The 26,026-nt window shown below is 70.0% G+C and carries 22 protein-coding genes; 7 read left to right on the top strand and 15 right to left on the bottom strand.

The window, feature by feature from the left end:
- Positions 1 to 40 precede the first annotated feature (40 nt).
- Positions 41 to 2,830: a LuxR family transcriptional regulator gene (locus tag KV102_RS12180; RefSeq protein ID WP_220346447.1), complete on the bottom strand. Its 2,790-nt coding sequence runs from the start codon at positions 2,828 to 2,830 to the stop codon at positions 41 to 43.
- Positions 2,831 to 2,896: 66 nt separating this feature from the next.
- Positions 2,897 to 3,571, bottom strand: a complete 675-nt coding sequence (locus KV102_RS12175) for a GntR family transcriptional regulator (protein ID WP_220346446.1) — start codon at positions 3,569 to 3,571, stop codon at positions 2,897 to 2,899.
- A 67-nt stretch (positions 3,572 to 3,638) separates the two neighbouring features.
- On the opposite strand from KV102_RS12175, the gene KV102_RS12170 reads away from it, so the two are divergent.
- Complete coding sequence (locus KV102_RS12170) at positions 3,639 to 4,649, top strand: 1-aminocyclopropane-1-carboxylate deaminase (RefSeq protein ID WP_220346445.1); 1,011 nt, start codon at positions 3,639 to 3,641, stop codon at positions 4,647 to 4,649.
- Positions 4,650 to 4,665: 16 nt separating this feature from the next.
- Here the strand turns inward: KV102_RS12170 and KV102_RS12165 are convergent, their stop codons facing one another.
- A complete protein-coding gene (locus tag KV102_RS12165; RefSeq protein ID WP_220346444.1) occupies positions 4,666 to 6,159 on the bottom strand; it encodes an SDR family NAD(P)-dependent oxidoreductase in 1,494 nt (497 codons plus the stop codon).
- A 69-nt stretch (positions 6,160 to 6,228) separates the two neighbouring features.
- Between KV102_RS12165 and KV102_RS12160 the strand changes: the two genes are divergently transcribed.
- Positions 6,229 to 6,717 carry a MarR family winged helix-turn-helix transcriptional regulator gene (locus tag KV102_RS12160; RefSeq protein WP_220343982.1) on the top strand — a complete coding sequence of 163 codons (489 nt, stop codon included), beginning with the start codon at positions 6,229 to 6,231 and terminating at the stop codon, positions 6,715 to 6,717.
- Between the two features lie 41 nt (positions 6,718 to 6,758).
- Here the strand turns inward: KV102_RS12160 and KV102_RS12155 are convergent, their stop codons facing one another.
- Entirely contained in the window at positions 6,759 to 7,445 is a 687-nt protein-coding gene (locus KV102_RS12155; RefSeq protein WP_220346443.1) for an FMN-dependent NADH-azoreductase, read from the bottom strand.
- Positions 7,446 to 7,604: 159 nt separating this feature from the next.
- Between KV102_RS12155 and KV102_RS12150 the strand changes: the two genes are divergently transcribed.
- On the top strand, positions 7,605 to 9,476 hold the full coding sequence (locus KV102_RS12150) for an FAD-binding protein (RefSeq protein ID WP_308290319.1): 1,872 nt from the start codon (positions 7,605 to 7,607) through the stop codon (positions 9,474 to 9,476).
- 13 nt (positions 9,477 to 9,489) lie between these two features.
- Positions 9,490 to 10,407, top strand: a complete 918-nt coding sequence (locus KV102_RS12145; protein ID WP_220346442.1) for an LLM class flavin-dependent oxidoreductase — start codon at positions 9,490 to 9,492, stop codon at positions 10,405 to 10,407.
- On the opposite strand, the gene KV102_RS12140 is transcribed toward KV102_RS12145, so the two are convergent.
- From KV102_RS12140 to KV102_RS12125, 4 genes are all read right to left on the bottom strand, one after another.
- Positions 10,394 to 11,758, bottom strand: coding sequence for an NAD(P)/FAD-dependent oxidoreductase (locus KV102_RS12140; RefSeq protein ID WP_220346441.1), 1,365 nt, complete (start codon positions 11,756 to 11,758; stop codon positions 10,394 to 10,396). The genes KV102_RS12145 and KV102_RS12140 overlap by 14 nt on opposite strands.
- Positions 11,755 to 11,922 (bottom strand): hypothetical protein, encoded by a 168-nt coding sequence (locus tag KV102_RS12135; RefSeq protein ID WP_220343977.1) that lies wholly within the window; start codon positions 11,920 to 11,922, stop codon positions 11,755 to 11,757. Before KV102_RS12135 ends, KV102_RS12140 begins: the two co-directional genes overlap by 4 nt.
- A 13-nt stretch (positions 11,923 to 11,935) precedes the next feature.
- Positions 11,936 to 12,433, bottom strand: a complete 498-nt coding sequence (locus tag KV102_RS12130) for a VOC family protein (protein WP_301022474.1) — start codon at positions 12,431 to 12,433, stop codon at positions 11,936 to 11,938.
- A 146-nt stretch (positions 12,434 to 12,579) separates the two neighbouring features.
- Positions 12,580 to 13,413, bottom strand: coding sequence for a nuclear transport factor 2 family protein (locus KV102_RS12125; RefSeq protein WP_220346440.1), 834 nt, complete (start codon positions 13,411 to 13,413; stop codon positions 12,580 to 12,582).
- Positions 13,414 to 13,611: 198 nt separating this feature from the next.
- Between KV102_RS12125 and KV102_RS12120 the strand changes: the two genes are divergently transcribed.
- On the top strand, positions 13,612 to 16,407 hold the full coding sequence (locus KV102_RS12120) for a LuxR family transcriptional regulator (protein WP_220346439.1): 2,796 nt from the start codon (positions 13,612 to 13,614) through the stop codon (positions 16,405 to 16,407).
- Positions 16,408 to 16,458: 51 nt separating this feature from the next.
- On the opposite strand, the gene KV102_RS12115 is transcribed toward KV102_RS12120, so the two are convergent.
- A complete protein-coding gene (locus KV102_RS12115; protein WP_220346438.1) occupies positions 16,459 to 17,415 on the bottom strand; it encodes an alpha/beta fold hydrolase in 957 nt (318 codons plus the stop codon).
- A gap of 504 nt (positions 17,416 to 17,919) precedes the next feature.
- On the opposite strand from KV102_RS12115, the gene KV102_RS12110 reads away from it, so the two are divergent.
- Positions 17,920 to 18,693 (top strand): SDR family oxidoreductase, encoded by a 774-nt coding sequence (locus KV102_RS12110; protein WP_220346437.1) that lies wholly within the window; start codon positions 17,920 to 17,922, stop codon positions 18,691 to 18,693.
- A 4-nt stretch (positions 18,694 to 18,697) separates the two neighbouring features.
- On the opposite strand, the gene KV102_RS12105 is transcribed toward KV102_RS12110, so the two are convergent.
- The 4 genes from KV102_RS12105 to KV102_RS12090 form a co-directional block, all read right to left on the bottom strand.
- Entirely contained in the window at positions 18,698 to 19,528 is an 831-nt protein-coding gene (locus KV102_RS12105) for a DMT family transporter (RefSeq protein ID WP_220346436.1), read from the bottom strand.
- Between the two features lie 65 nt (positions 19,529 to 19,593).
- Positions 19,594 to 21,291 carry an NAD(P)/FAD-dependent oxidoreductase gene (locus KV102_RS12100; RefSeq protein ID WP_220346435.1) on the bottom strand — a complete coding sequence of 566 codons (1,698 nt, stop codon included), beginning with the start codon at positions 21,289 to 21,291 and terminating at the stop codon, positions 19,594 to 19,596.
- An 81-nt stretch (positions 21,292 to 21,372) separates the two neighbouring features.
- The gene (locus KV102_RS12095) at positions 21,373 to 22,035 is read right to left on the bottom strand and encodes a TetR/AcrR family transcriptional regulator (protein WP_220346434.1); all 663 of its coding nucleotides are present in this window, start codon (positions 22,033 to 22,035) and stop codon (positions 21,373 to 21,375) included.
- A 35-nt stretch (positions 22,036 to 22,070) separates the two neighbouring features.
- A complete protein-coding gene (locus KV102_RS12090) occupies positions 22,071 to 22,544 on the bottom strand; it encodes a MarR family winged helix-turn-helix transcriptional regulator (RefSeq protein ID WP_220346433.1) in 474 nt (157 codons plus the stop codon).
- A gap of 130 nt (positions 22,545 to 22,674) precedes the next feature.
- On the opposite strand from KV102_RS12090, the gene KV102_RS12085 reads away from it, so the two are divergent.
- A complete protein-coding gene (locus KV102_RS12085; RefSeq protein ID WP_220346432.1) occupies positions 22,675 to 23,169 on the top strand; it encodes an SRPBCC family protein in 495 nt (164 codons plus the stop codon).
- Here KV102_RS12085 and KV102_RS12080 read toward each other — a convergent pair.
- Together KV102_RS12080 and KV102_RS12075 are read right to left on the bottom strand one after the other, a co-directional pair.
- Positions 23,119 to 23,889, bottom strand: a complete 771-nt coding sequence (locus KV102_RS12080; protein ID WP_220346431.1) for a class I SAM-dependent methyltransferase — start codon at positions 23,887 to 23,889, stop codon at positions 23,119 to 23,121. The genes KV102_RS12085 and KV102_RS12080 overlap by 51 nt on opposite strands.
- Positions 23,890 to 24,211: 322 nt before the next feature.
- On the bottom strand, positions 24,212 to 25,726 hold the full coding sequence (locus KV102_RS12075) for an alkaline phosphatase (protein ID WP_220346430.1): 1,515 nt from the start codon (positions 25,724 to 25,726) through the stop codon (positions 24,212 to 24,214).
- Between the last annotated feature and the right edge of the window lie 300 nt (positions 25,727 to 26,026).

Below are 26,026 nucleotides of genomic sequence, written 5' to 3'. Positions count from 1 at the left end.
CTGGCCCCCGGGGTGCCTGACACGGGTCCCCGGCGTCACCTCATGCCGTCAGCGCGTCCCGCCGTGGGCGCGACGTCTGGGCGGCCCCGATGACGTCGCGCAGCTGACGGCGCGAGGAGATGCCGAGCTTGCCGAAGACCTTCCCCATGTGCCACTCCACCGTGCGAGGGCTGAGGAAGAGCTCGGTGCCGATGTCGGGGTTGGTCAGTCCCTCCGCAGCGAGACGGGCGACGTGCATCTCCTGCGGGGTGAGCTCGTCCCGTGTGCCGTGGGCACGCTTGCGCACCGTCTCACCAGTGGCGGCCAGCTCTCGGCGTGCGCGTTCGGCGAAGGCGGCTAGTCCCAGGGCGACCAGCATCTGGTGAGCGGTCCGCAGCTGCTCGCGCGCCTCGACACGCCGGCCGGCCCGCCGCAACCACTCGCCGTACAGCAGGTGCGCCCTGGCGAGCTCGGGAGGAACGGCCGTGCGCCCGAGCCTGTCGATCGACTCGCGATAGAGACTGTCCGCGCGGTCACCGTCGTGCAGCTGCGCCTCGCAGCGCGCGGCCACCCCGAGCGCCCAGTCGCTCCCGCTGGCCCGCGCGAGCGGTGCCAGCTGCGCGAACGCGTCCGCCGCCGTGGTCGGTTCGCCGGCCCGTGAAGCGGCCTCGACCAGCTCGACGAGTGCCCAGGTCGCGACCGCCATCCAGTCGGGCCGGTCGACGGCCTCACGAGCGGCGACCAATGCCTCCCGGTAGCGGCCGAGTCCGTTGTAGAGGAGCGCTTGCGCCCACTGCACGACCCAGGTCCCGAGACCGTCGTCGCGCGCGACAGCCTCTTCGCGCACCGCAGCGAGGAGCGGCTCGGCCTCTGCCTGGTCGCCGCGGAAGGCGGCGAGCCCGATGGCTCCGTACGGCGTCAGCGCCGTACCCGCCGCGGCGTCAACGGCGTGGATCTCCTCGAGCAGCGTCCTTGCGGCCCCCAGGTCACCCCCGAAGAGGGTGACGTAGACGCGGGTGTTCAGGGCGACCGTGAGGGCATCGCCGGCTCCTGCTTCGCGGGCCCGCCTCACGTCCCGACCGGTCAACCTGTCCCACGCGTGCTCGTCCCACAAGCCGGCAGCCACCAGCTCGACCAGCCAGGAGAACCGTGCGCCCTCCCCGGGAGTCAGCTCGTCGGTGTCGAACGCCTCGACCGCACGCCTGAGCAGCGGAACGGCCTCGGCGTATCCATCGGCGTACAGCACGGCCATCGCCTGGACCGCCAGGTCACCCGGCCTGCGATCGACCGGGACGCGCGCGTCACGCACGGCGTCGGCCACGGCTCGCACGCCGATGCCGGCGGTTGACCGAGCCGAGAACAACGCAGCGGTGAGCGCGTCCGCATAGCTGTCGAACGCCAGCTGTGGATCGAAGGCCTCGAGCCGCCGAGCGGCGGAGAGCAGCGGCGGGAGCACGTCCGCACCGCGGCAGGATGCACTCTCGATCCGCGCACGCAGCTGGTCGAGCCGGGCCCGATGAAGATCGCCCAGCACCTCACCCTCCGCCACGCCGCACAGCTCCCGCGCCGCGTCCACGGCGCCGGCGTTCAGCAGGGCGTCGATCGCAGCGATCTGCCGGTCGACACGCGGCCGTACGTCGGGCGTCAGCGTGGCTGCCTGCTGCAGGAAGGCCGCAGCCGCGGCCGGGCCGCCCTGCGCTGCCGCGCGCCCGACGGAGCGCTCGAGGTCGCGGGCCACGCGCTCGTCCGGGCGCGCGACGGCGTGGGCGAGGTGCCACGCGCGCCGGTCAGGGTCCTGCACGGGGTCGGTGGCGTCCGCGAGCGCCTGGTGGACCACCCGACGGTCGGCGGCAGCGGCGGCTCCGTAGACCACCGACCGCGCCGTCGGATGCCTGAACCGGACCGTCTCCTGGATCTCGAGCAGCCCGACGGCTTGTGCTGGGGCGACGGCCTCGCTGCCGAGCCCGAGATTCTCGGCGGCGCGCCACAGCAGAGCCGCGTCTCCGGTCGGCTCCGCAGCGGCGGCAAGCAGCAGCAGACGCGACGGCTCGTCCAGCCCTTCGAGCCCGCGCGCGAGCGTTGCTTCGGGGCAACCGTCGGTCACCGCTGTCACGCTCGCCTGCGGACCGAACGCCAGCTCGGTGGTCGAGAACCGCCGCGTCACGTCCCACAGCGCGGCGGGGTTGCCGTGGGTCTCGGCGACGAGGCGGGTGCGCACCCGCCGGTCGAGCGGTGCGGCGATCGCCGACCGCAGAAGAGCCTCGGCATCGACCGTGGCCAGTGGAGGGACCGTCAGTCGAGGCAACCTCCCCCAACGCCGATCGTCATCTGCGGCCCTCGTCGCCACCACGAGGACGACCGCGTCCGACTCAAGCCGCCGAGCCACGAACGCCAGGGTCTGTGCCGAGGCATCGTCCAACCAGTGGGCGTCGTCGACCACGCAGACGAGCGGTCGGTCCCGTGAAGCCTCTGACAGCAACGACAAGGTCGCCAGGCCGACGAGAAATCCGTCCGCCGACGACCCCGTGCGAAGTCCGAGGGCGACGCCGAGAGCATCGGCCTGCGGCGCCGGCAACCTGCCGATGAGGTCGAGCAGCGGGCTGCACAGCTGGTGCAACCCGGCGAACGCCAGGTCGGCCTCGGACTCCGCCCCGCTGACCCGGACCACCCGGCCGTTCCTGGCAGCGTGTGCGAGGTGAGCGAGCAGTGCAGACTTCCCGACACCCGGCTCACCGTCGACGACCAGCACCCCGCTCCGGCCCGCCTCGGCGGCCCGCACCAGCTCGTCGAGCCTCTGTCGCTCGCTGCGACGCCCGTACAGCGTCGGTGGCGCACCCTCCCGTTGCATCATCCCGGCCCCCTCCGGTCGGCCACACTGTCCAGCCGGACCGTCCGCCGAGAGACGACGTGGCTGGGGTCATTCCTTGTCCGCCGCGACCTCCACCTCGAGCTCCGCGGACAGGCTGGCGAACGTGCTGTACTCGATGGCGCCGGCCCCGTCGCCGTCGCCCGCCTCGCACCGGTCGATGAGACGCTCGTGACGCGCGATCGACTCGCGTGCGGCCGACGACGAGAACCGAACCCTCTCGGCCCGCCGCAGGACGGGGACGTACTGGTCGAGCACCGAGGTCAATGCTCGGTTGGCGGCGAGTCTGACCGGAACGCTGTGGAGCTCCCCGTCGGCCTGGAGGGCGGCCACCACGTCACCCGCCGCGATCGCCTCGGCGAAGCGGTGGTTGGCGTCGCGCATCTCGTCGATGTCGAACGGAGTGAACCGGTCGATCGCCTCCCTGACCGCCGCCGCGTGCATTGCCGCCACGACGACCCGAGCGTCGTGGACGTCCTGGACCTGGAGTGAGCTCACGGTGGTCGACCGACCGGGCCGCGCGACCACCAGACCCGCGTCGGCCAGGCGCAGCAGCGCCTCACGCACCGGCGTACGGCTCACGCCGAGGCGAGCGGCCAGCTCGCTGTCGCGCAGCTGCTCTCCGGGCGCCAGAGCGCCGTCCACGATCCCGTCGCGCAGGCGTCGGTAGACGTCGTCGCGCAGCAGGCTCCGGTCGATGGTGACCGAGTTGTCCGAAAGCGGCATGCGATATATTACACATCGCGCATCGCGTGTACGGCAAGGCGATTGTCAGCTGACCCGAGGAGAAACCATGTCGCTGCGGGACTTCCGCCGCTATCCGTTGCTCTTCGGCCCGAGCCCGATCCATCCCTTGGACCGGCTCACCGGGCATCTCGGCGGCGCCCGCATCTGGGCCAAGCGCGAGGACTGCAACTCCGGCCTGGCGTACGGCGGCAACAAGACCCGCAAGCTCGAGTACCTCGTGCCCGACATCCTCGAGCAGAGAGCGGACACCCTCGTCTCCATCGGCGGCTACCAGTCCAACCACACGCGCCAGGTCGCGGCCCTCGCCGCCCGGCTCGGCCTGAAGGCCGTCCTCGTCCAGGAGCGCTGGGTCGACTGGCCCGATCCGCTCAACGACCGGGTCGGCAACATCATGCTGTCGCGCATCATGGGCGCCGAGGTGCGCCTCGACCCGTCCGGCTTCGGCATCGGAGTCAAGGGCAGCTGGGAGCAGGCGCTCGAGGACGTCCGCGCGCGCGGCGGCACGCCCTACGGCATCCCGGCGGGCGCGTCGGACCACCGGCTCGGCGGGCTCGGCTTCGCGAACTGGGCGTTCGAGGTCCAGCAGCAGGAGCGCGAGCTCGGCGTCTTCTTCGACGAGGTCGTCGTCTGCGCGGTGACCGGGTCCACCCAGGCCGGCATGATCGCCGGATTGGCGCTGCAGGACCGACCGCGGCGCGTGATCGGCATCGACGCCTCCGCCGAGGTCGACGCGACTCGCGCCCAGGTCGCTCGCATCGCGCGGGGCACCGCAGAGCTGATCGGCCTCGGGCGCGAGCTCACCGACGACGAGATCACCGTGCTCGAGGGGTGGGCGGGCGACCGCTACGGCATCCCCGTGCACTCCACGCTCGATGCCATCGGGCTGTCCGGCCGCCTGGAGGGGATGATCATCGACCCCGTCTACGAGGGGAAGTCGATGGCGGGTCTCGTCGACCTGGTGACGAGCGGCGAGATTCCGCGCGGATCGAACGTCCTCTACGCCCACCTGGGCGGTCAGCCGGCGCTCAACGCCTACAGCGCTCTCTTCACTGCCTGAGCGACTGACGAGACGGTCACCAGGGCGACGGCTCGTAGTCCTTCACGAAGCAGCCGTAGAGGTCCTCCCCACGCTCGCCGCGCACGACCGGGTCGTAGACCCGGGCCGCACCGTCGACCAGGTCGAGGGGCGCGTGCCACCCCTCCGCAGCGATCCGGAGCTTCTCCTGGTGAGGACGCTCGTCGGTGATCCAGCCGGTGTCGACGGCGGTCATCAGGATCTTGTCGGCCTCGAACATCTCACCCGCACTGGTACGGGTCATCATGTTGAGCGCCGCCTTGGCCATGTTGGTGTGGGGGTGGCCAGGGCCCTTGTAGCGACGGGAGAACTGCCCCTCCATCGCCGAGACGTTGACGACGTACGCCCGTCGGGCGCCCGCCTGGACCGCCGCGCGCATCGCCGGACGGAGCCGGGAGACCAGCAGGAACGGTGCGATCGAGTTGCAGAGCTGGACCTCCAGCAGCTCCAGCGGGTCGACCTGGTCGACGACCTGGGTCCAGGAGTTGGTCGTCTGCAGGTCGGGGAGCAGCCCGCCGGCGTCCACGGCGGTCCCGTCGAGGTGCGCAGCCAGGGACGCCGAACCGGCCGAGAGCGCCAGCGCGGTGATCGAGGCCGCCGTGTGCGCGGCCTCGGCGACCTCGAGCGACTCCCCCTCGTGATGGGCCACGGCCGCGGTGGACAGCGCTCCGGCGATCGCAGCGGGGTGGGCCTCGGAGACGCCGTCGAAGGAGACCATCTCGGGCAGCGCGGTGTGATCCGGAAGGGGTGCACCCTCCATCTCGACCAGACGCGAGTACGCACCCGGCGTCCGCCGCACAGTCTGGCAAGCGTTGTTGATCAGGATGTCCAGCGGTCCCGCCGCGGCGACGTCGTCGGCCAGGCTGATCACCTGGGCGGGGTCGCGCAGGTCGATACCGACGACCTTGAGACGGTGCAGCCACTCGGGCGAGTCCTCCATCGCGGCGAAACGGCGCACCGCGTCCTTGGGGAACCGGGTGGTGATGGTGGTGTGCGCTCCGTCGCGAAGCAGGCGCAGCGCGATGTACATGCCGATCTTCGCGCGGCCGCCGGTGAGCAGGGCGCGCTTGCCGGTGAGGTCGGTCCGCTGGTCGCGCTTGGCGTGCGACATCGCGGCGCACCGAGGGCAGAGCCAGTGGTAGAACGCGTCGACGAGAGTGAAGTCCTCTTTGCAGATGTAGCAGCCGCGCGCGGTGATCAGCTCGCCGGCGAAAGCACCCGGCGCGTGCGAGACCAGCGGGATACCGGCGGTCTCGTCGTCGATCCTCATCGGGGAGCCGGTGGCCGTCTTCTCGATGATCTCCTGGTCGTGTCGCTGCCGCTCCTGGCGGATCTCGTCGCGACGAGCCTTCTTGATCAGCTTGTACATGAACGACGCCTCGCGCTTGACCGTCCGGAGGTCGGGGTGGTCGGGGTGGAGGTCGGGGAGCTGTCGGAGGACCTTGAGGGTGGTCGCGAGGTCGTCGGGGTCGATGCGGGGCTGATCGTGCACCCGGGGATCCTACGTCACCGCCCCTGGCGGTCTTCGAGGTCGATCCCCGCGGCGTCGTACGATGAGGAGGTGAGTGAGACCCACGCGGGTGCGAGCGAGCCGGGCACCGAGAACGACATCGGCTGGGCCCTGGGCGTGCTTCTTCGCACCTACCGGGACGCCGTCGCGCCGGCGCTGGGCAGCTTCCCCCACGGGCCTCGCGGCTACCAGACCATGCTCGAGGTGCTCGAGGGCGACAAGCCCAGCCAGCTGGCCCTGGCCAACCATCTCGGCATCGACCGCACGGTGATGACCTACCTGATCGACGACCTCGTCGAGGCGGGTCTGGTGGAGCGGCGACCCAACCCCAACGACCGTCGCCAGCGCCAGATCGTGGCGACCGATCGCGGGCGCCGGGCCGTCGAAGACCTCTACCGCGAGGTCTCGGGGGCGGAGCGCCAGCTGCTCAGCGCCCTCGACGACGACGAACGCGCGAGCTTTCGCCGTCTCCTCTGCAAGGCGGCGTCAACGACGGGCGACCCGGACTTCGATCCCTGTCTCGAGGCTGCCGAGGCGTAGCCCGGCGCTCCATCGCGGCGGGACGCCCGTCGTCGTGGCGTCTACGACGCCAGCGAGCCCTGGCCGTACGGTTCGCTGCTGCCGCGCAGGTGGAGGGTCACCGAACGCGCCCCTCGGCGCGCCGCCTCGTGCGACTCGGCCAGCTGGTGCTGCGCCAGCTCTCGGAGCTCTGCCATAGCCGGCGTGACCTCCGCCAGCGTGAGCTCGGTCTCGATCACGTCAAGATCCAGCCCCCACAGGTCTTCGAGCATCCGCCGCATCCAGTCGGTCGCGTGGTCCCAACCGGCGCGGGGCGTGCCGGGACCGTAGCCACCGCCACGCGCGGTCACGAGGAAGGCAGGCCGTTGCTCGAGGGTGCCTGCGCCCGGGGCGAACCTGGGGTCGGTGGACACCAGGTCGAACCACGTCTTGAAGTGCTGGGACACGCCGAAGTTGTACATGGGGACGGCGAAGATGAGCACGTCCGCCGCCACGAGCTCGTCCGCCAGCTCAGCGGCGACGGCGAGCGCCTCGCTCTGCGCCGTTGTCCGCTCGTCCTCGACCGTCCCACCGGCATAGGCGGCGGCCCCCCAGTGTGACGCGGCGATGGGCGCGGTCCCGATGTCGCGGCGTACGACCTCGACCGCAGGGATCTCCTCGACGACGGCGACCTGCAAAGTGTCGGCGACCGCCCGGGTCACCGACCCCTCGATCCGAATACTTGAATCAAGCCTGAACAGCGTGCCCATGGGCGAGCCTCTCTCGAATTCGTCTGCTTTCTAGATCATCATGACACATGATGATCTGAGACCAAGAAGCCGCGGTCGTCGGGGGGAACACGACGGCCACCGCCGGCGTTGTGGCCATCTGTGTCAGAGATGATCTATGACAGCGATGAGTGGGGACACGTGCAGCTAGGCATTCTGCTCGACACGCAGTGGGCGAGCGGAGCCCACGAGTCGGCGACAGCGCTCGCCCAGCGAGCGGAAGCAGGTCGGCTCGATCTCGTCGTCGTGGGTCCAGGCGACGCCGAGGGCATCCGGACGGACACTGCCCTCGACCCGTGGACGACGGCCGTATGGGTCGCGGCTCACACGGGTCGCATCGCCCTTGGCGTCGCCGGGGACCCGTCGGCACCCGACCCTTCGGACCACGCCGCGCGCACGGCGCCGTACCCCGAGGTCGTCGCAAAGGCTCGGCAGACCCTCGAGTCCCTGGCCGGCGTGCGCCTCGTCGCCGACGCCGGCTGGGTCGTCGCCCCCGAAGGGGCTGAGCGTGCCCAGATCCTCGCGCTGGCCGACCACCACGACCTGCCGGTCGTGGTCCCAGTCCGCACCGCGCACGACGTCGAGCGGCTCATCCCCTTTGCGGCGAGCCACGGCGGCAACCCGTCCGGGCGATCCGTGGCGGCACGGTCCAGGCGGCGTCCGGGGATCGACTACGACGGGCTGCCCGAATCGCTGCGTCGGACGGCGATCGAACCGGGTGACGACAGTTTCTCCGCCGTCCGCTCCACCTACCTGCGGTCGGGAGCGCCCGGTCTCGTGCTCCGGCCGCAGACGCCCGACGAGGTCGCCGATGCGGTCGTCTTCGCGCACCGGCACCGCCACCTGCCGCTGGGCGTACGCAGCGGAGGGCACGGCATCAGTGGCCGCTCGACCAACGATGGCGGACTGGTGATCGACGTCGGTGCACTGGACGGCATCGAGGTCGTCGACCCCCGCCGTCGGCGAGTGCGCGTCGGCCCGGGCGCCACCTGGAAGGAGGTCGCCGCAGCTTTGAACTCTCATGGTTGGGCGCTGGGCTCGGGTGACTATGGAGGCGTCGGCGTCGGCGGACTCGCCACCGCGGGTGGCATCGGCCTGTTGTCGCGCCGCCACGGTCTGACCATCGACCACCTCCGCTCGGCCGATCTCGTGCTTGCCGACGGACGTCAGGTGCGCGTCTCCGACCAGGAGCACCCCGACCTCTTCTGGGCGGTGCGAGGCGCAGGCGCCAACGTCGGTATCGCCACGTCGTTCGAGTTCGAGGTCGACGAGGTCGACGACGTGGGGTGGGCCAAGCTCGTGCTGGTCACCGACGACATCGAGCAGGCGCTCCTGACGTACGGCCGGCTCGCTTCGTCGGCTCCCCGCGACACCACGGTGTTCCTTGTCACCGGACGCCCGCGCGACGGGCAGTCGGTCGTCCAGCTGTATGCGCTGGTCGACTCCGGCGACGCCGACGTGATCGTCGAGCGCCTGACACCGTTCGTGGCTCTCGGAGACCTGCTTCGGCAGGAGGTCGTTCTGACCCGGTATGCCGGCGTCATGGCGGAGGCGGAGGACGTCGGGCCCGACGGGCATCACGGATACGGCGAACCTGTGTCGAGGTCCGCGCTCCTGCCCGAGCTGACACCCGCCTTCGCTCGCGACGCCGCACGGCTGCTCCACAGTGGCACGGTCGCGTACTTCCAGCTGCGCGCGATGGGAGGCGCCATCGCTGACGTGCCACCGGACCGCACAGCCTTCGCACACCGTCGCTCGGCGTTCCAGGTGACGGCGATGGGTCGCGCCCACGGGGCTCTGGACCCTGCCTTCGATGCGTTGGCCGTTCACTTCCACGGCCTGTATCTCAGCTTCGACACCGACCTGCGACCCCAGCGTCTCGACGATGCGTTCCCACCACCCGTCCTCGCCCGGCTCCGCGAGACCAAGGCCCTCTACGACCCCGACAATCTCTTCCGGGACAACTTCAACATCGCCCCCACCGTCGACCTGACGGTGTCACACGCGGGCTGACGAAAGGACCACCATGACCGACTACGGGCACGAGCTTCTGTTCGGCACCTTCGTCACGCCGCGCTCGCGCGATCCCCACCATGTGCTCGAGCTGGCGGTCACCGCCGACCGCGCCGGCCTCGACCTGGTGACCTTCCAGGACCACCCGTACCAGCCTGCGCTGCTCGACACCTGGACACTCCTGGCGTACGCCGCCGCCCGCACGCAGCGGGTGCACCTCAGCGGCAACGTGCTCAACCTGCCGCTCCGACCTCCCGCCGTACTCGCCCGGGCCGCCGCCTCGCTCGACATCCTCAGTGGCGGGCGCTTCGAGCTCGGTCTCGGCGCGGGCGCGTTCTGGGAGGGCGTCGCCGCCATGGGCGGGCGTCGCCTCACCGCAGGCCAGGGCGTCGCGGCTCTCCGCGAGGGCATCGAGATCGTCCGCGAGATCTGGGACACCGGGCAGCCGGGCGGCGTGCGCGTGGACGGCGACTACTACCGGAGCGTCGGCGCCAAGCGCGGACCGCAGCCGGCCCACGACATCGCGATCTGGGTCGGCGCCTACAAGCCGAAGATGCTCGCCCTGACCGGCGCGGTGGCCGACGGCTGGCTCCCGACGATCGAGTATCTCGAGAACGGCACCGCGTCGCTTCCGGAGCTCAACGGCCGGATCGACGATGCTGCTGTCGCCGCCGGACGGTCACCGAGCGACGTGAGGCGGCTCCTCAACATCATGAACGTCGGTTTCGACTCCACGGCCGGAGGCATCCTCGGCGGCCCGCCCGCACGCTGGATCGACAACCTCGTCGACCTCGCCCTGACCCACGGGATCACGGCCGTCCTGATCGGCGGGGACGACGTGGCGACGACCGAGCGGTTCGCCGCCGAGGTTGCGCCGGCCGTGCGCGAGACGGTCGCGAGCGAACGCGCTCGTCGGCTCAGCCACCCTTAGGCGCCCCCTCGCGTTCGCCTGAGCGGGCGGCGATCTCGGCCCGCAGGCTCTTCAGCGCCGGGACGTAGATCTCGGAGAAGGTCGGGAACGGTTGGATCGTGTCGGTGAGCACGTCGAGCGGGACGCGTGCTCGGATCGCGAGGGTCGCCTGCTGCAACCACTCCCCGGCGTCCGGCCCGAGGGCGTAGGCACCGGTGAGCCGCTCACCGTCGCTGAGGAGGGTGAGGAATCCGTCGCTCTCGGCGTACGCGCGCGTGTACGTCGCGGTCTTGGCGACGTCGGCGAGCATGACCGTGCTGCTGAACGCGGCCTCGTCGGCGCCGACCGCGGCGGCCTGCGGGTCGGTGTAGACCACGCGCGGGACGGCGTCGTAGCTGGCTTCACGCGACTCGCCCAGGATGTTGGCCGCGACGACCTCGCCCTGGTACTTGCCGACGTGCGTCAGGGGCCAGAGCCCGGTGACGTCACCGATCGCCCACAGGCCGTCGGTCACGCGCAGCCGCCCGTCGACGGGAACCCCGTGGGCGTCGGCCTCCACCCCGACGGTCTCGAGCCCGATCCCGGACAGGCGCGGACGGCGACCGGTCGCGACGAGCAACCGGTCGCCTCGGACCTCACGGCCGTCGTCGAGGCCGAGGACGTAGTCCTCGCCCTCCAGACGCGCGCTCGAGGCCTTCGCCGACAGCACGAGCTCGATGCCCTCGCGACCCAGAGTCCGACCGAGGGCTTCCCCGAGCGGCGCCGCCTCCCGGGCCAGGAGGTGTGGTCCCGTGTCGACGACGACGGCTTCGCCACCGAGTCGACGTACGACCTGGGCCATCTCGACCCCCACCGGGCCTCCGCCGAGGATCAGGAGACGACGGGGGACGACCTTCATCGAGGTGGCCTCGCGGCTGGTCCACACACCGTCGAGCTCGCGCAGACCCGGCACGGGCGGGACGAACGGTTCGGCGCCGTTGGCGAGGACGACGTGGTCCGCGGTGTGGCGGACGCCGTTGACCTCGACGGCACCGGGGCCGGCGAGACGTCCGCTGCCCCGGATCAGGGTGATCGAGCTGTCGGCGAGCCAGCGCTCCTGGCCGGCGTCGGAGTAGTCCGACACCATGAAGTCGCGCCAGGCGAGCGCGGCTTCGACGTCCACCTCCGCCGTCGCGGCCGCGTCACGGGCCCCCTGGACCGCCTCCCCCGGGCGCAGCAACGTCTTCGAGGGGATGCAGGCCCAGTAGGAGCACTCGCCGCCGACCAGCTCGCGCTCGACCACCGCGACCCGCAGGCCTCCTTCGGCGAGTGCACCTGCGCAGTGTTCCCCCGGCGAGCCGCCGCCGAGCACGATGACGTCGAAGTCGCTCACGTCGGCAGCTCCTCGCCCGCAGCCTCGCTGACCATGTACAGCGCGTACCACGCGGGCCAGTCGGCGTCTTCCTCACCGGTCCGCGCCTCGTGCTCGCCGTGGGCGGCGGCGGCGCGGCGTAGGGCGTCGGCCAGCTCGTCGGCCGAGGAGTAGATCGTCGCCATGTCGGGTGTCCTCTCAGCGTCCGGGAAGCCGGGTCTTGATCTCCTGCACGATCCAGCCGTTGCCGTCGGGGTCGGCGAAGGAGAGGAACGACCCGTAGTCGGCGTGCCCGTCGGCCGGGCCAGCGACGCGACCGTCCGTCCCGGCGTGGTGGAAGATCCCGGTCGTGTCGTGGAACACCTCGCTCACGTCGGCGCCGCCCTCTTTCAGCGTCGCGCGTGCGTCGTCGATGTCGTAGACCGCCAGCTGGAGGCCCTCGGCGGATCCGGGAGCCGCCCCGCTCACACCCTCACCGAAGATGATCGAGCACCCCGACCCCGGAGGTGTCAGCTGCACGACGCGATATCCGTCCTCGACCGCGAGATCGGCGTCCAGTCGCCAGCCCAGCCCTTCGTAGAACTGCTTCGCTCGGTCGACGTCCCCGACGGGGATCACGACGACCTCCAGCCTCATCTCCCCCGGTTGGACCGGCGGGCTCCCAGCAGTGGTCCCGGATGACTCGACAGTGCTCACAGCGGCCTCCTCGGCACAAGCTCGAACGGCCAGACGGTGGAACTCGATGACAGTGGCTCGAAGACCTTCCCGAGGTGGCCCCTCCCGTATCGTTCTACGCCACGTCCGATATGTCCATGCCGTGGTACAAACCCGTTCGGACGGTCTCACGAGGGGCGGCCGGCGGCGGGGCGCTCGATGTCGTCGTAGCAGCGCACGGCGGCGATCCGGCCATCGTCGGCACGCTCGAAGACGGCGAGGCCGGCCTGGGGCGGCCACTCTCCGCGCGTGCTCACGTCGTTGTACTCCACCACGCACCGCACGCCGTCATCGGTGGCCTGACAGCACTCGAGCGCCACGCCGTCGCCCGTACCGAGCAGGCGGGAGTAGAACGAGCGCAGCCCGTCCTCGCCGCGATGGACGTCCGGCTCTCCGACCGCCTCACGGAGGTATCCGTCCTCGGCGAACGTCGCCACGACCTCGTCCACGTCTCCGGCTTCCAGCCCGGCGAGGTACCGGCCGACGACACCGTCCGGGCGGACGGCGCCGGGCCCGAGAAGGGGTGCTCTCGGGTGGCGACGCCCGTCGACGACGACCTGGCTGCAGTACGTGCGCAGGTCGAGCGAGTAGCGATCGGTCGCCTCGGCGACGACGGCGACCGGCCACGCGACCGCCGTTCCGGAGATCTCCAGACGGGCGAGGAGCTCCACGGCGGCGCGTGACCCGTCGGCAGTCGACGACACGGTCTCGATGCGTGCATGACGAGCCCGCAACCACTCCTGGTTCGTGGCGACGAACCGGCGGAGCTCGCGGTGGCCAGTCACCTCTCCAGCACGCGGGTCGTGGACGACGATGCGCCCCGGCCAGGCGGCTTCGAGAGCATGCGGGGAGCCGTCGGACAACGCGGAGAGATAGCGCGTCACCGGGTCCTCAGACTCGTACGGGAGCGACTGGCGCCGCGCGAGCTCGGCAGAGCTGACGAAGTCCGGGAACCACGGCATGCCCACACCTTCCTCCAACGATCAGTGCGGCAGAGGCGTGAGCATGCCACGCGAACAGTTCCGGCGCGTCCAAGGATGCATGCCTTGCCGCCACCGGTCCATGATCCCGTTGCCCGTGAGCTCGTCGACGATCAGCGGACGAAGCGGACTCGGTCGACGGAGACTTCTGGCGGGCGGGTCGCGCGCTGGGACGGGTTTATGCTCTGGCAGACGGCGCTGCAGATGCAGGTAGCGTTTCCAGGGGGCGAGATGTCACTGCAACGGGACCCGCGGATTCGGTTGCGTGGTCGCGGGAAAGAGTGTGCGGCGCTCTGCGCCTATGTCGAGGCAGCGCGGTCTGGCGATAGCCGAGCGGTGGTACTACGCGGCGAGGCCGGCATCGGCAAGACCGCGCTGCTCGACTACGTGGCCGGCCACAGCCCTGGTTGTCAGGTCATCCGGGCGGTCGGTATCGAATCGGAGATGGAGTTGCCGTTCGCGGCGGTCCATCAGCTCTCGCAACCGCTCCTCGACGGTCTCGAGCAGCTGCCGTTACCGCAGCGCGAGGCTCTCGAGACGGCGTTCGGCCTCAGTCCTGGACAGCCGCCCGATCGCTTCTTCGTTGGGCTGGCCCTGCTGAGCCAGCTCTCCGGACACGCCGAGGCGCGGCCTGTGGTCTGCCTCGTCGATGACGCCCAGTGGCTGGATCGGTCCTCGGCCCAGGTGCTCTCGTTCATCGCGCGACGTCTTCACGTTGAGTCGGTTGTGATCGTTCTTGCCGAGCGCGACGGAGACGCCCCGAGTGAGTTCGAGGGGCTGCCCGAGCTGCGTCTCCACGGGTTGTCGAACGACGACGCGGGAGAACTGGTGACATCGGCGACACTCGGCCCGCTCGACAAGCTGGTGCGCGATCGGATCATCGCCGAGGCTCGTGGCAATCCGCTCGCTTTGCTCGAGCTACCTCATGGGCGATCGTCGGTCTCCCTGGCAGGCGGTTTCTCTGTCCCGGACAGGATGCCCTTGCCCGGTCGAATCGAAGCGAGCTACCGCCGACGTCTAGCGCTGCTTCCCAGCGCGACGCAGCTCCTGCTGCTCGTGGCGGCGGCCGATCCAGTCGGTGATCCCAACCTACTTTGGCGGGCGGCCTCCGAGCTCGGGGTCCCAGTTGAAGCGGCGGCGCCCGCAGCGGCGGAAGATCTGCTCGAGATCGCGGCGCGCGTGGAATTTCGCCATCCGCTTCTGCGCTCCGCCATCTACCGAGCTGCGTCGCCGACGGAGCGCCGTAGCGCGCATCGCGCGCTGGCTGCGGCTACCGATCCCGAGATCGACCCTGATCGTTGTGCCTGGCACCGCGCTCAGGGTTCGCTCGGTCCCGACGATGACGTGGCCGCCGAGCTCGAGCGGTCGGCCGGGCGGGCGCAGGCTCGCGGTGGTCTCGCCGCGGCGGCTGCCTTTCTGCAGCGCTCGGTCGCGCTGACACAGGAGCCGGCGCGACGGGCAGACCGCGCGTTGGCCGCAGCCCAGGCGAGCCTCGAGGCCGGCGCGTTTGACGCGGCGCTCGGACTCGTGGCCGCCGCAGAGGCAGGACCGCTTGACGACCTCGGTCGAGCCCGCGTGGACCGGCTGCACGCCGAGGTCGCGTTTGCCCAAAACCGAGGCGGCGAAGCTCCCCTGCTGCTGCTTCAGGCTGCTCGGAAGTTCGAGACGCTGGACGTCCGCCTGTCACGCGACACTTATCTTGATGCGTGGGCCGCAGCGCTCTTCGCCGGCCGGCTCGCGGGTGAGGGTGGCAGCCTCCTGGACGTCTCACGGGCCGTGGCGACTGCGCCCGATCCACTGAATCATCCACTTCCGTGCGATCTGCTTCTGGAAGGTCTGGCGTTGGTCTTCACCGACGGACGCCCTGCAGCCGTGCCCGCGCTGCGGCGCGCGGTCGCTGCGTTCGTGAGTGGCGATGTCTCCGAGGATGAGGTGCTCCGATGGGGCTGGCTGGCGTCACGGGCGGCGAACCTGATCTGGGACTACGACCGAGGTCTCGAGATCGGCATGGCGGCCGTCAGACTCGCCCGCTCCTCCGGGGCGCTCGAGGCCCTCGCCGTCGTGGACAACGCCAGTGGTCAGGCCGCCGCGGCCGGCGGAGACTTCGCGAGTGCCACGCTGTTGGCGGCGGAGGTGGAGACCATCAAGGAGGCAACCGGCACCCGCATCGCCCCGCACGCTGCGCTCGCGCTCGCGGGAATCCGAAGCCGCGAGGCCGAGGCCTCTGAGTTGATAGCAGCTGTCACCGCGGACGCCACTGTCGGTGGACAGGGGACAGCTGTCCAGTACGCGTGCTGGGCGAACTCCGTGCTCATGAACGGTCTCGCTCGCTATGAGGAGGCACTCCCGGCGGCTGTGGAGGCTAGCGAGCACACACCAGAGCTGCACGTCGCTTCGTGGGCGTTGAACGAGCTGATCGAGGCTGCCACCCGGACCGGTCGCGCCGAGCTCGCGACGGATGCTCTCAATCGACTCGGCGAGCACATCGAGACCTGCGACACCGATTGGGCGCTCGGGATTCATGCCAGGTCATTCGCGTTGCTGAGTGATGGTGACGCTGCCGAGTCGCTGTATCGCGAGGCGATCGACCGCCTGAGCCGGACGCAGCTCCGACCGGAGCTCGCCCGCGCCCACCTCCTCTTCGGCGAGTGGCTCCGCCGCCAGCGCCGGCGCGTCGACGCCCGGGAGCAGCTGCGTACCGCCCACGAGATGCTCGTCACGATCGGCATGGAAGGGTTTGCCGAACGTGCGCGCCGCGAACTTGTCGCCACCGGTGAGAGGGTGCGCCGACCCACCGTCGAGACGCGAGACCGTCTGACGGCCCAAGAAGCGCAGATCGCCCAGCTGGCGACCGAGGGTCTGACGAACCCCGAGATCGGGGGTCGGCTGTTCCTCAGTGCGCGGACGGTCGAGTGGCACCTGGGTAAGGTCTTCGCCAAGCTCGGCGTGAGCTCCCGTAGAGAGCTCAACGCCTAGCTTTGTCCGCCAGCACGCTCGTTGCGCCCGTCAGTCCCGCCGAACGGACGCCTACCCCGCAACCCTGGACTCCGCGAGGGCGCCGAACGGAGCCAGGAACTCGGTCAACGCGGCGATCAGTGCCTGGGGGGCCGCCTCGGCCACCCAGTGACCGGTGCCGGGAACGACCAGGGTCTCGACGTTCTCGGCGATGGCCGACAACGCCCCGCCGACGGCTCCTCCCCAGCTCGACTCGCCACCGATGCCGAGGACGGGCATCGTCAGCTTGCGGGCGCCGCGTTCTCCGTTCTGCGCCATGGTCTCGTCCCAGGACCGGTAGAAGCCGAAACTGCCCGTCAACGCCCCGGGGACGGAGAGGCTCTGGACGTAGTAGTCGATGGCAGCGTCGGGGACCTGGCCCCCCTGAATGGTGAACTCGTAGCCGAAGAAGATCGCCTCGCGGCCCTCCACGAGCTGTTCGGCAATCTCACCGGCCCGGTTGAAGGCGATGTGCCAGAGCTTGTTGTTGAGGTGACGGGGAGTGAAGAGGGGCGGTGAGTGGTCCGGCGTCGGAGGCCCCGGGACCTCGGCGAGGGCCACCCGCTCGACCCGGTCGGGGTAGTCCGCGGCGAGGGCGTAGCTGATCACCAGACCCGTGTCGTGTCCGACGACCGCGAACCTGTCGTGGCCGAGCTGGACCATCAACGCAGCCAGGTCGCTGGCGAGCGTCGCGGAGTCGTATCCGTCAGCGGGTTTGTCGGTCAGGCCGATGCCGCGCTGGTCGACGGCGACCACCGTGTAGTGCTGTGCGAGCGCCGACATGACGTGACGCCACGCGTACCAGTTCTCCGGCCAACCGTGTACCAGAAGGAGCGCGGGTCCGGCCCCACCGATCACTGCGTGCTGGCGGATCCCGTTCGCCTCGACCAGCTGGCTCTTGAACGTCGTGGTGAATCCGTCCGGGAGGTCGGGAGCCTGCGAGACCGAACCGAACGCCGCGGACTCCGGGTACAGCGACAATGCGTTCATGAGAGAGTTCCTTTCAACTTCTCTGACAGTCAGCACCGTGCGGTGCCAGCAGTTGAACCTTGACTTTCATGACGCCTCGCTCGCACCAGGGAGCACCCTGGTCCGGCACCGGGCCTTGCGCCCGAGTGGCTCGATGAGACACCGCCTCACGAGGTGGCGGCGAACGGCCGCGGGAGTTGAGGTCGAGGCGCGACTCGGCCATGGCTCAGGCGTTTTGGAGGGGTGAAGACGCCCGCTCCGCCGAGCCTGACCAGGTCGTCGAGGTCGTGGGCCAGGTCGCCGGCACCGATGCTCACGGTGTCGTCGAAGACCTCCGTCGGCAGTGGCCGGTGAGGGTCGTTCAGGAGCTTCAGTCGATGGGCTGCCGCGCGATGAGCGTCGCGCGCCGCGGTCGCGGGGTCGATCGACATCGCGCGTCGCGAGGGAAACCCGTACGACCTCTTGCCGCTGCATCGATTCGGGAGGACCGTGTGATCAAGAACGGCGAGCCAAGGAGTCGACCCCATGACGGCCCACACCGAGGACCCGCCGCCCCGCCGCGGGAGGCTGCTGGATCAGACCGTCGTCGTGATCGGCGGGAGCGCAGGCATCGGCCTCGAGACCGCGCGCGAAGCACGGATCGAGGGAGCCGATGTCCTCCTGGTCGGCCGTGACGCCGACCGACTGGCGGCGGCGGCAGAGGAGGTCGGTGCCCGGCGGACAGCCGCCTTCGACGCCCACGACCTCGATGCCGTACGCGGGTTCTTCGCCGACCTCGAGCAGCCGGTCGACCACGTCATGGTCACGGCCGGGAACCCGTACTACGCCTCCCTGTGGGACACCGACTTCGGCGAGGCGGGACGGGCGCTGCAGGACCACCCGCTGCTCCTGGCCGGCATCGCGCGGTACGGCGCACCCAGGGTACGCCCCGGTGGCGCGCTCCTCTTCATGGGCGGGACCGGAGGCCGTCATCCCAGCATCGGGATCGGTGTGACGTCCGCGATGACCGCAGCCCTCCCCGCGCTCGCCGCCAGCCTCGCCGTCGAGGTGGCACCCGTACGCGTGAACCTCATCGCCGCCGGCTTCGTGAACACGCCACTGTCGGCACGGCTCCTCGGGGACGGACTCGAGGAGAGGCTCGACGAGCTGCGGCGGACGGTGCCGACCGGGAGAGTCGTCGAGCCGGAGGACGTCGCCGCCCTGGCCGTCCACATCATGACCAACCCGGCGCTCACCGGAGCGACGTTCGACATCGACGGAGGCCAGCAGCTCGTCGCCGCGCCACCGTCACAGCCGTAGGAGATCAGACGATCAGGACGACGCCGGCGACCACCACGGCGGAGGCCACGACGCGCTGCCGGCCCATCGGCTCGTGCAGCAGCGCGGCGCCGATCACGGCACCGAAGACGATGCTGGTCTCCCGCAGCGCCGCGACCGTGCCGAGATCTGCCTGGGTCTGTGCCCAGAGCACCAAACCGTAGCCAGCCGTGGCGATCAGTCCCCCGCCCAGTCCCCGGATCCAGATCGTCCGGTCGAACGACAGCACGCGCCGCCCTCGGACAGCCGCTGCCACGACCAGGAATCCGAGCCCCATGATCAGCTGCAACCAGAACACGTAGCCCAGGACCGCGTCGGCCCTCCTCACCCCGAGGCCGTCGACGACCGTGTAGCTGGTGATGGCCACCCCGGTGGCAACGGCGGAGGCCACCGCCGGCCAGGCGGGCGCCGGACGACGCGAACGAGTGAACACCAGGGCGAGCAGCCCCGCGCAGACCAGCAGGATGCCGAGGAGCTGACCACGACCGGGCACCTCGTGGAGGAAGAGGAGTCCGAAGACGGTGACCAGGAGCGGACTGGTGCCCCGAGCCAGCGGATAGACCTGGTTGAAGTCACCGACGCGATAGCTCCAGGTCATCAGCAGCATGTAGACCACGTGCAGCACGCCCGAGATCGCCAGGTACGGATACGAGCTCGGGTCCGGGGAGGGCACGACGGCGACGCCCACCGCCCCGAGGACGACCGAGACGGTGGACATCGCCGCGAAGCCCGCGACGCGATCGGACGTCGACTTCGCCAGGGCGCTCCAGGTCGCGTGCAGGAGGGCTGCCACCAGGACCACGATCACGACGCTCACGCACGTCAGACGACACCATCAGCCGCGATGTGACAAGGGCCGGAGATGTCGACGTCCTCGGCGACTCAGGCGGTGGCGCGAGGACGGCGGCGCACCGGCCGCCGAATCGCCGAGCCGGGCTTCGACGCGAGGAGCGGGTCGAAGTCGTCGGTGATCTCCGTCAGGCGGGTCTCATCCACGAAGGCGGCGCCGTCGTTGACCTCCTGGACGAGGTCGCGGCCCAGCACGGCGCCGGCCGTACCCATCCCGCCGTAGATCGTGGCGTTGATGCCGAACATGTGCTCCGTGCTCCCGCCCGCGAGGAACAAGCCCGGGATGTGGGTGGTGACCCGCGGACGGAACGGGCCGAGGTTCTTGAGCAACGGCGCGATGCCGTAGCAGGAGCCGCCGGTCGTGAGGGTGAAGCGCTCTTGGGTGATGGGGGTGGACGCCTCACAGAAGACCATCCGCTCCCGGATGTCGGGGATCATGAGCTCGGCGGTGTCGAGCACGCGCTGCGTGAGCTCCTCCTTGAGCTGGAGGTAGCGCTCGTCACGGCCGTAGCTGCCACCGTCCGCCGGGCCCGTCTCGACGTTCCAGAACCCGTAGTCCTTCGGCGCCCAGCTCACGAGCTCGAGCGTCGAGTAGCCGGGAGGCGCCGAGTGGGTCCCCGCCGGGTCCTTGGCCGTCGGGCAGCTGATCCCCACCGGCATCTGCTCGGGGCAGCGACCCGCGGCGACCTCGCGGTAGTAGCCGTCGACGTCGTTGTTCGGCCACACCCAGGCGAGCGGCGGGGTGTCCCGCTCGCGCAGGTCGACGTCGAGAGCGACGTACACCGCGAACATCGGCAGCGTCATCTCCAGGCCGTCCAGCTTGCGCCGCAGCCTGCGGGTCAGGTGCTGGTCGCCGACCAGCTCAAACCACGTCTTCTTGAAGTCGGCGGCCGAGACGACGACCTCGGCGCGGATCTCCTCGCCACCCTGGAGGCGTACGCCGACGGCCCGGCCGTCCTCGAGCACGATCTGCTCGACCCTGGCCTTGGTCCGGACCCGCCCTCCGTACGACTGCACGACGTCGGTGAGGTGGGCGCCGATCACCTGACCGCCGCCGCGCGGGTAGTACGCACCGGCCTGGAGGTAGTGGTGCAGGAAGCCTGCGTGCATGGCGGTGGGCGTCCGGTGCGGGGGCCACGTGTAGTCGCCGTTCTCCGCGAGGATGACCGCCTGGGCGTCGGCGCTGAGGCCGCACGCCGCCATCAGCGTCGTGATGGGCCGTACGCCCCAGCGCAGCAGCGCCCACGGGCGCCGGCGCGGTCGCTCGCCGGCCGCGATCGTCCGCATCACCCGTACGCACCGGCGCAGGCCGGCCTCCTCGTCGGGGAACGCCGCGATCAGGCGCTCGAGGTAGGTGTCCCAGCCGGTCGGCGTCTGGAACGTCGTGCCGGGGATCATGATCTGGCAGTGCCCCTCGGGCCGCTGACGCAGCCACTTGATGCGCTCGGTCAGCGCGAGTCCTGAGAGCGCCGTCTGCATCCGACCGCCAGGGCCGCACTCGCCGACGTAATGGGTGCCGACGTCGAACTCGAACTTGTTGCCGGCGCGGCGGAAGACCTGGGTGCTGCCGCCGACCACCTGGTTGGCCTCCAGCACGAGCACCCTCTTGCCATTGGCCGCGAGGTACGCCGCGCAGGTCAATCCCCCGGGTCCGGCGCCTACCACCACCGCGTCCCAGGTCTCAGGGCCGGTCTCGGGTGTGGATGTCGGAGGCGGCGCGGTCTGCGTCATGAGAGGATCACTTTCGGACGAGTTAACTAGAGTGAGACTCTAGTTAACTCGCTCTCGGGGATCGGCGCCAGGCCGGCGAGCTCAATCGCCGGGAGACCCGTGCGTGAGGCCGTCGAGGAGTGCGGCTCCTGCCTCGATCGCCGCCTGCTCGATGCGCTCCGGCGGCAGCGTCAACGCGTCGCGTCGCAGAGCCAGCGCAGCGACGCCGTTCCAGGCACCGAAGAGCACGTACGACATGAGCTCGGGGTCGACCGGACGGATCGCGCCGGTCTCCACGGCATCACGGATGCTCCCCTCGAACTCCCGCCGAAGCTCACTGAAGCGCGAGACGACCTCGTTCTCGACCGGCGTGCGCGGACCGCGTTCACCGGTGACGGTCAGGTACCTCAGCAGGGCGGGATGGTCGAGGAGGAGCCTCAGGTACGCGATGCCGACGCCCGCGAAGCGTTCGAGCGGAGGCGCCTGCGCCGCGTACGCCGAGCGGAGGGCGTCCGTGGCCACCGCCAGCACCCGCTCGGCCACGGCCGCCAGCAAGCCGTCCTTCGTGCCGACGTGGACGTACACCGACGCGGGCGAGATCCCCGCCTGCGCGGCGACATCCTCGATCCTGATCTCCTCCGGAGCGCGCTGCGACATGAGCAGCTCGGCCGCGTCGAGGAGCAGAGCGCGCGTGCGCTCCCGACGGCGCGATCCCCGCGCGGCGGCGTCGGTGACCACGGGAGCGGGCTTCTGGTCGTCGGGCACGCACACACACTAGTTCTCGGACGCTGACGCACCGTTCACTCGGCACGAGCCCCGAACCGCCGCCTGAACGCGCGGCCGGTGTTGCTGTCGGCGAGGAACGCGACAATCCCTCTGACGAGCGCACGCTGCAGGTCGTCACCGAGCACTTCTCGAAGCCGGCGATCGATCTCCGCCTCGATGTCACCGATGAGCGGCCGGAGCTTCCGGCCCTCGGCGGTGAGCTGGAGGAGCACGTAGCGCCGATCCATCGGGTTCTCGATGCGGTCGACGAGACCTCTCTTTACCAACGTGTCCACCAGTCGGCTCGGGCTTCCGGTCTCGCACACGAGGAGATCGCCCAACCCCTTCAACGTCGTCGGCCCGTGTGAGCCGAGGACGAGGATGATCTCGGCTTGCGATGGCGTGACGTCGTGCGGAGCCAGCGCTGCCGCCAGCTGGCGGTTGCCCTCCCGCTGGGCGGCGAGCAGTGCGTAGCGCAACTCCTCGGTCACGGAGGCATGCGAAGCCATAGGGTCAGCGTCTCCTTCGGTCACGTCGCGCCGGGGGCCGGGCACCGCATCAACGTCGTCCACTGACATTACATTACATGACATGTCATGTAATGTCGTGTCTTCCAACCGCCGGAGCCGAAGGACGACCATGACGCAGTACACCGCCACCCGCGTTCTCCGGGCCGACCAGAGGACCATTCGCGACATCCTCCTCGACATCGGCCAGCTGTCCGACTGGAATCCCGCTGTCCACTCCATCGACACCGACGACCAGATCGCGGCGCTCGGCAAGCGATACCCAGCGGCCACCCGGCTCCCCGGCCGCGCCTTCGTGACCTACACCAACATCCAGGCAGACGGCGTCGTCTGGCGCCTCGAGGCGCCCGGCGCCGTGGAAGAGGGACGCTGGCGGATCACCGACCTCGGGCGCACCAGCGAAGTGACCCACACGATGGTCCATACCGGCCCCGTGTTCATGCTTCTGCGTCACACCATGCGAGCGGTCCCCGACCTGAGGCTCGACCGCCTCCGGCTCCGAGCCGAGGGAGGTCACGCGTCGGCTCTTCATGCGACGCCAGCCTCAGGAATCGTTCTAGGCGGCCGCGTGGCTCCCGCGAGCCCGGGCGATGATGTGGAGCTGTGACGCGAGGCGACGGTACGGATCACGACGCCCCGCCTCCTCCTCGACCTTGAGACACGCCGCCAAGGTGCGGTCGTCCGGACGGGTGTCAGGGTCGACGCCGTCCGTGAACACGCGGACCCCGTACCAGGCCTCGACCTCGCACCCGACGCCTCGGCACCAGGCCAGCGCCTCTTCGAGGCGGTGGGCGGCCGCTCGCACACCGAGCTCGTTGGTGTAGGTGTCGGCACCGAAGGCTCGCAGGGCCGCCTCCCAGTCGCCGCGGACACCGGGTCTGTAGGCGAGTGCCTCACCGTTGCGCACGGTGAAGGAGACCACTCCCCCAGGAGCGACGCGCTGGGCGAGCTGTCGAACCGCCTTCTCCGGGTCGGGAAGGTACATCAGCAACCCGTGCGCACAGACCAGGTCGAAGGTGCGCCCAGGGAGCAGATCGTCGAGGTCGTCGATGGTGCCGCGGAGCATCGAGACGTCGACCGCTCGGACCTCGGCAGCCTGTTCCGCCAGGGCAAGCAGGTCGACAGACGGGTCGACACCGGTGACCTCCAGTCCGCGAGCAGCGAGCTCGATGGCCTGGGTGCCCTGGCCACACCCGACGTCGAGGACTGTCTCGACGCCTTCGAGATGCTCGTGGATCTGGGTCCGCACGAGGCTCTGACGGACGACGTTGCGGAGACTGCCCAGCCGCGACGCCCAGGTTGTCTCGACGTCAGCGAAACCGCTCATCGGCCGAGTCTCTCAGCTGGTTCGTGCCGCGGGGAAGGATCCTCGGGCCGCGAGGCCCCCGCCCTGGCCCGCGCGAGCGATGACGTCGAGCTGCGACGCGAGGCGACGATAAGGATCTCGACACCCAGCCTCGTCCTCGAGCCTGAGGCAGACCTCGAGAGTGGCGTCGTCCGGCCGGACGCCGGTCGGCGGGGTCGGTGCAGACGCGGACCCCGTACCGTCCACGACCGAGGAGTTTGTCCGAGGGATCGATGAAGCCCTGGCCAACAGCAGGATGCGGGTGCGTCCGACGAAACCGGACGCACCCGCCTGCCCACTGAGATCAGCGCTTGACCCTCGCAGTTGTGGTCTTGATGGTCGTCCCACCCGGACCCCGCGCGACAACGACGACCTTCACCGTGCCGGAGATCTTTTTGCTGACCGTCAGCCGTACGGTCCGTCCGGTGCGGTTGAGGGTCTTGGACGTCAACGTCTTGCCGCTCTTGGTCAGCGACACCCTGACGGACGTCGCCCCCGCCACGTTCGTCGAGACGCGCAGTCCCGACGACCGCAGCCTCTTGGCCGTGATCGACCTGTCTGACACCAGCGCGACGACCGGCTTGCTCGGCTTCGCCGGAGTCGTGGACAGCGTGCTCGGCCTGCGACCTAGGAGCGTCTTGAACAGGTCCGTCTGATCAATGGTGCCGGTGACATTGGCCGCTTGGGGGCCCGAGGCCGCGACGCGGATCTGGCTTCCGGTGTGGTTGGAGCCTGATGCTGCCGTGGAGTAGGCGACCGTCATCGGATCACCGTCGGCGGTCTGTAGCGTCGCGGTCTGGCGCCCGCCGTTGCCGTCGCCGACGATCTGCGTGGAGTGCGCGTGGTCACCCGTCACGACGATGAGCGTGTCGGGATTCTCCTTCTGGAAGTCCAGAGCCACCTTGACTGCCTTGTCGAGCTCGACGAGGTCACCGATCGCGCCGCAGATGTCCGAGGCGTGCTCCTGCTTGTCGACCATCGCGCTCTCGGCCTGCAGGAAGAAGCCCTTCTCGTTGTCCAGCAGCTCGATCGCCTTGGCCGTCATCGTGGACAGGTCGGGCTGGTTGCCACGATCAGCGTTCGTGCACTTCTGATCAGCGCCGCCGGTGCCGGGCGGAGCGGCGGCCACGAGCGGGTTGTACATCGGCGTCATGTTCCCAGCGGAGAACAGCCCGAGCACGGGTCCGCCGTCGAGGGACGTGATGGCGTCGAGACCAGCCTTGTCGTCGACGGCACGGTAGCCCTTGGCGGCCGTCGCGTAGTCGAGGACGGTGCCACCTGCTGGGAGGGTCTGCCCGAAACGGTTCTTGCCGCCACCCAGCAGGACGTCCACCTTGTTGTCGACGAGCTGCTCGGCGATGGACCCCTTGCCACCGGCAGACTTGAGCGCCGACTGACAGTTCGCCATGTCTGCCGGACCCTGGCACGCACGCGCGTTGATGTGTGAGGCCGCTGCCGCCGGTGTCGCGTCGGTCAGCTCAGCGGTGCTGACGTTGCCGGTGAGCTTGCCCTGCTTCTTGTAGATCTCGAGGACCGTCTCGTAGTCCTTTCCCGCGATGTTCGCAGCGGTGCTGGGGCCCTGCGACAGCCGTCCATCAACCGTCTTCTTGCCGGTCGACCAACCGCTCGCCGTCGGAGCCGAGTCCGACACATACGCGATCGGGTAGTCCGGTCCCGAGCCAACCTTGAGGCCGTGAGTCGTCATAGCACCGGTGAACGGCAGGTGATCGAGCGCGAAGCGTCCGTCCGCGCCCAGCTGGTAGTTGCGCGCAGCCGTGATCATGGAGTCATCGGTGCCGTCACCAATCAGGAGGATCACGTTACGAGGCTTCGCGGGATTGATAGCGGCGGCCAGACCGGCCGAACGGTCATCAGTGAAGCCGGGCGACACGGCGTACACCGAGCCGCCAACAGCGAGTCCAGCAAGGGCCAACACGCCTGCGGCGACCAGCCCTCTACGTCTACGTCTACGAGACATGAGTCCGTCCTTGTCGTTGGTTGCTTGCTGTGAATCTGGCGCAGGCAACCAGCGCGGAGGACAACACCAAGGAGCCGGCCGGTGAACACAGGCTGGCGGATGTGCGAGTCAACCCGACCCCTCAAGCGCTCGTGCCGCGCC

The organism is Mumia sp. zg.B53 (genome assembly GCF_019550935.1).
Lineage (GTDB): Bacteria > Actinomycetota > Actinomycetes > Propionibacteriales > Nocardioidaceae > Mumia.
Note: the sequence above shows the minus strand (reverse complement) of the source record. Positions and strands in the feature narration are given on the sequence as shown.

What these genes read in the sequence shown, in the direction of transcription:
- KV102_RS12175 (WP_220346446.1), bottom strand. Translation starts at nt 3,571, where the DNA reads ATGCCGCTTTCGGACAACTCGGTCACCATCGACCGGAGCCTGCTGCGC.
- KV102_RS12110 (WP_220346437.1), top strand. Translation starts at nt 17,920, where the DNA reads ATGACGGCCCACACCGAGGACCCGCCGCCCCGCCGCGGGAGGCTGCTG.
- KV102_RS12145 (WP_220346442.1), top strand. Translation starts at nt 9,490, where the DNA reads ATGACCGACTACGGGCACGAGCTTCTGTTCGGCACCTTCGTCACGCCG.
- KV102_RS12155 (WP_220346443.1), bottom strand. Translation starts at nt 7,445, where the DNA reads ATGGGCACGCTGTTCAGGCTTGATTCAAGTATTCGGATCGAGGGGTCG.
- KV102_RS12100 (WP_220346435.1), bottom strand. Translation starts at nt 21,291, where the DNA reads ATGACGCAGACCGCGCCGCCTCCGACATCCACACCCGAGACCGGCCCT.
- KV102_RS12080 (WP_220346431.1), bottom strand. Translation starts at nt 23,889, where the DNA reads ATGAGCGGTTTCGCTGACGTCGAGACAACCTGGGCGTCGCGGCTGGGC.
- KV102_RS12135 (WP_220343977.1), bottom strand. Translation starts at nt 11,922, where the DNA reads ATGGCGACGATCTACTCCTCGGCCGACGAGCTGGCCGACGCCCTACGC.
- KV102_RS12090 (WP_220346433.1), bottom strand. Translation starts at nt 22,544, where the DNA reads ATGGCTTCGCATGCCTCCGTGACCGAGGAGTTGCGCTACGCACTGCTC.
- KV102_RS12115 (WP_220346438.1), bottom strand. Translation starts at nt 17,415, where the DNA reads ATGAACGCATTGTCGCTGTACCCGGAGTCCGCGGCGTTCGGTTCGGTC.
- KV102_RS12180 (WP_220346447.1), bottom strand. Translation starts at nt 2,830, where the DNA reads ATGATGCAACGGGAGGGTGCGCCACCGACGCTGTACGGGCGTCGCAGC.
- KV102_RS12125 (WP_220346440.1), bottom strand. Translation starts at nt 13,413, where the DNA reads ATGCCGTGGTTCCCGGACTTCGTCAGCTCTGCCGAGCTCGCGCGGCGC.
- KV102_RS12170 (WP_220346445.1), top strand. Translation starts at nt 3,639, where the DNA reads ATGTCGCTGCGGGACTTCCGCCGCTATCCGTTGCTCTTCGGCCCGAGC.
- KV102_RS12085 (WP_220346432.1), top strand. Translation starts at nt 22,675, where the DNA reads ATGACGCAGTACACCGCCACCCGCGTTCTCCGGGCCGACCAGAGGACC.
- KV102_RS12120 (WP_220346439.1), top strand. Translation starts at nt 13,612, where the DNA reads ATGCTCTGGCAGACGGCGCTGCAGATGCAGGTAGCGTTTCCAGGGGGC.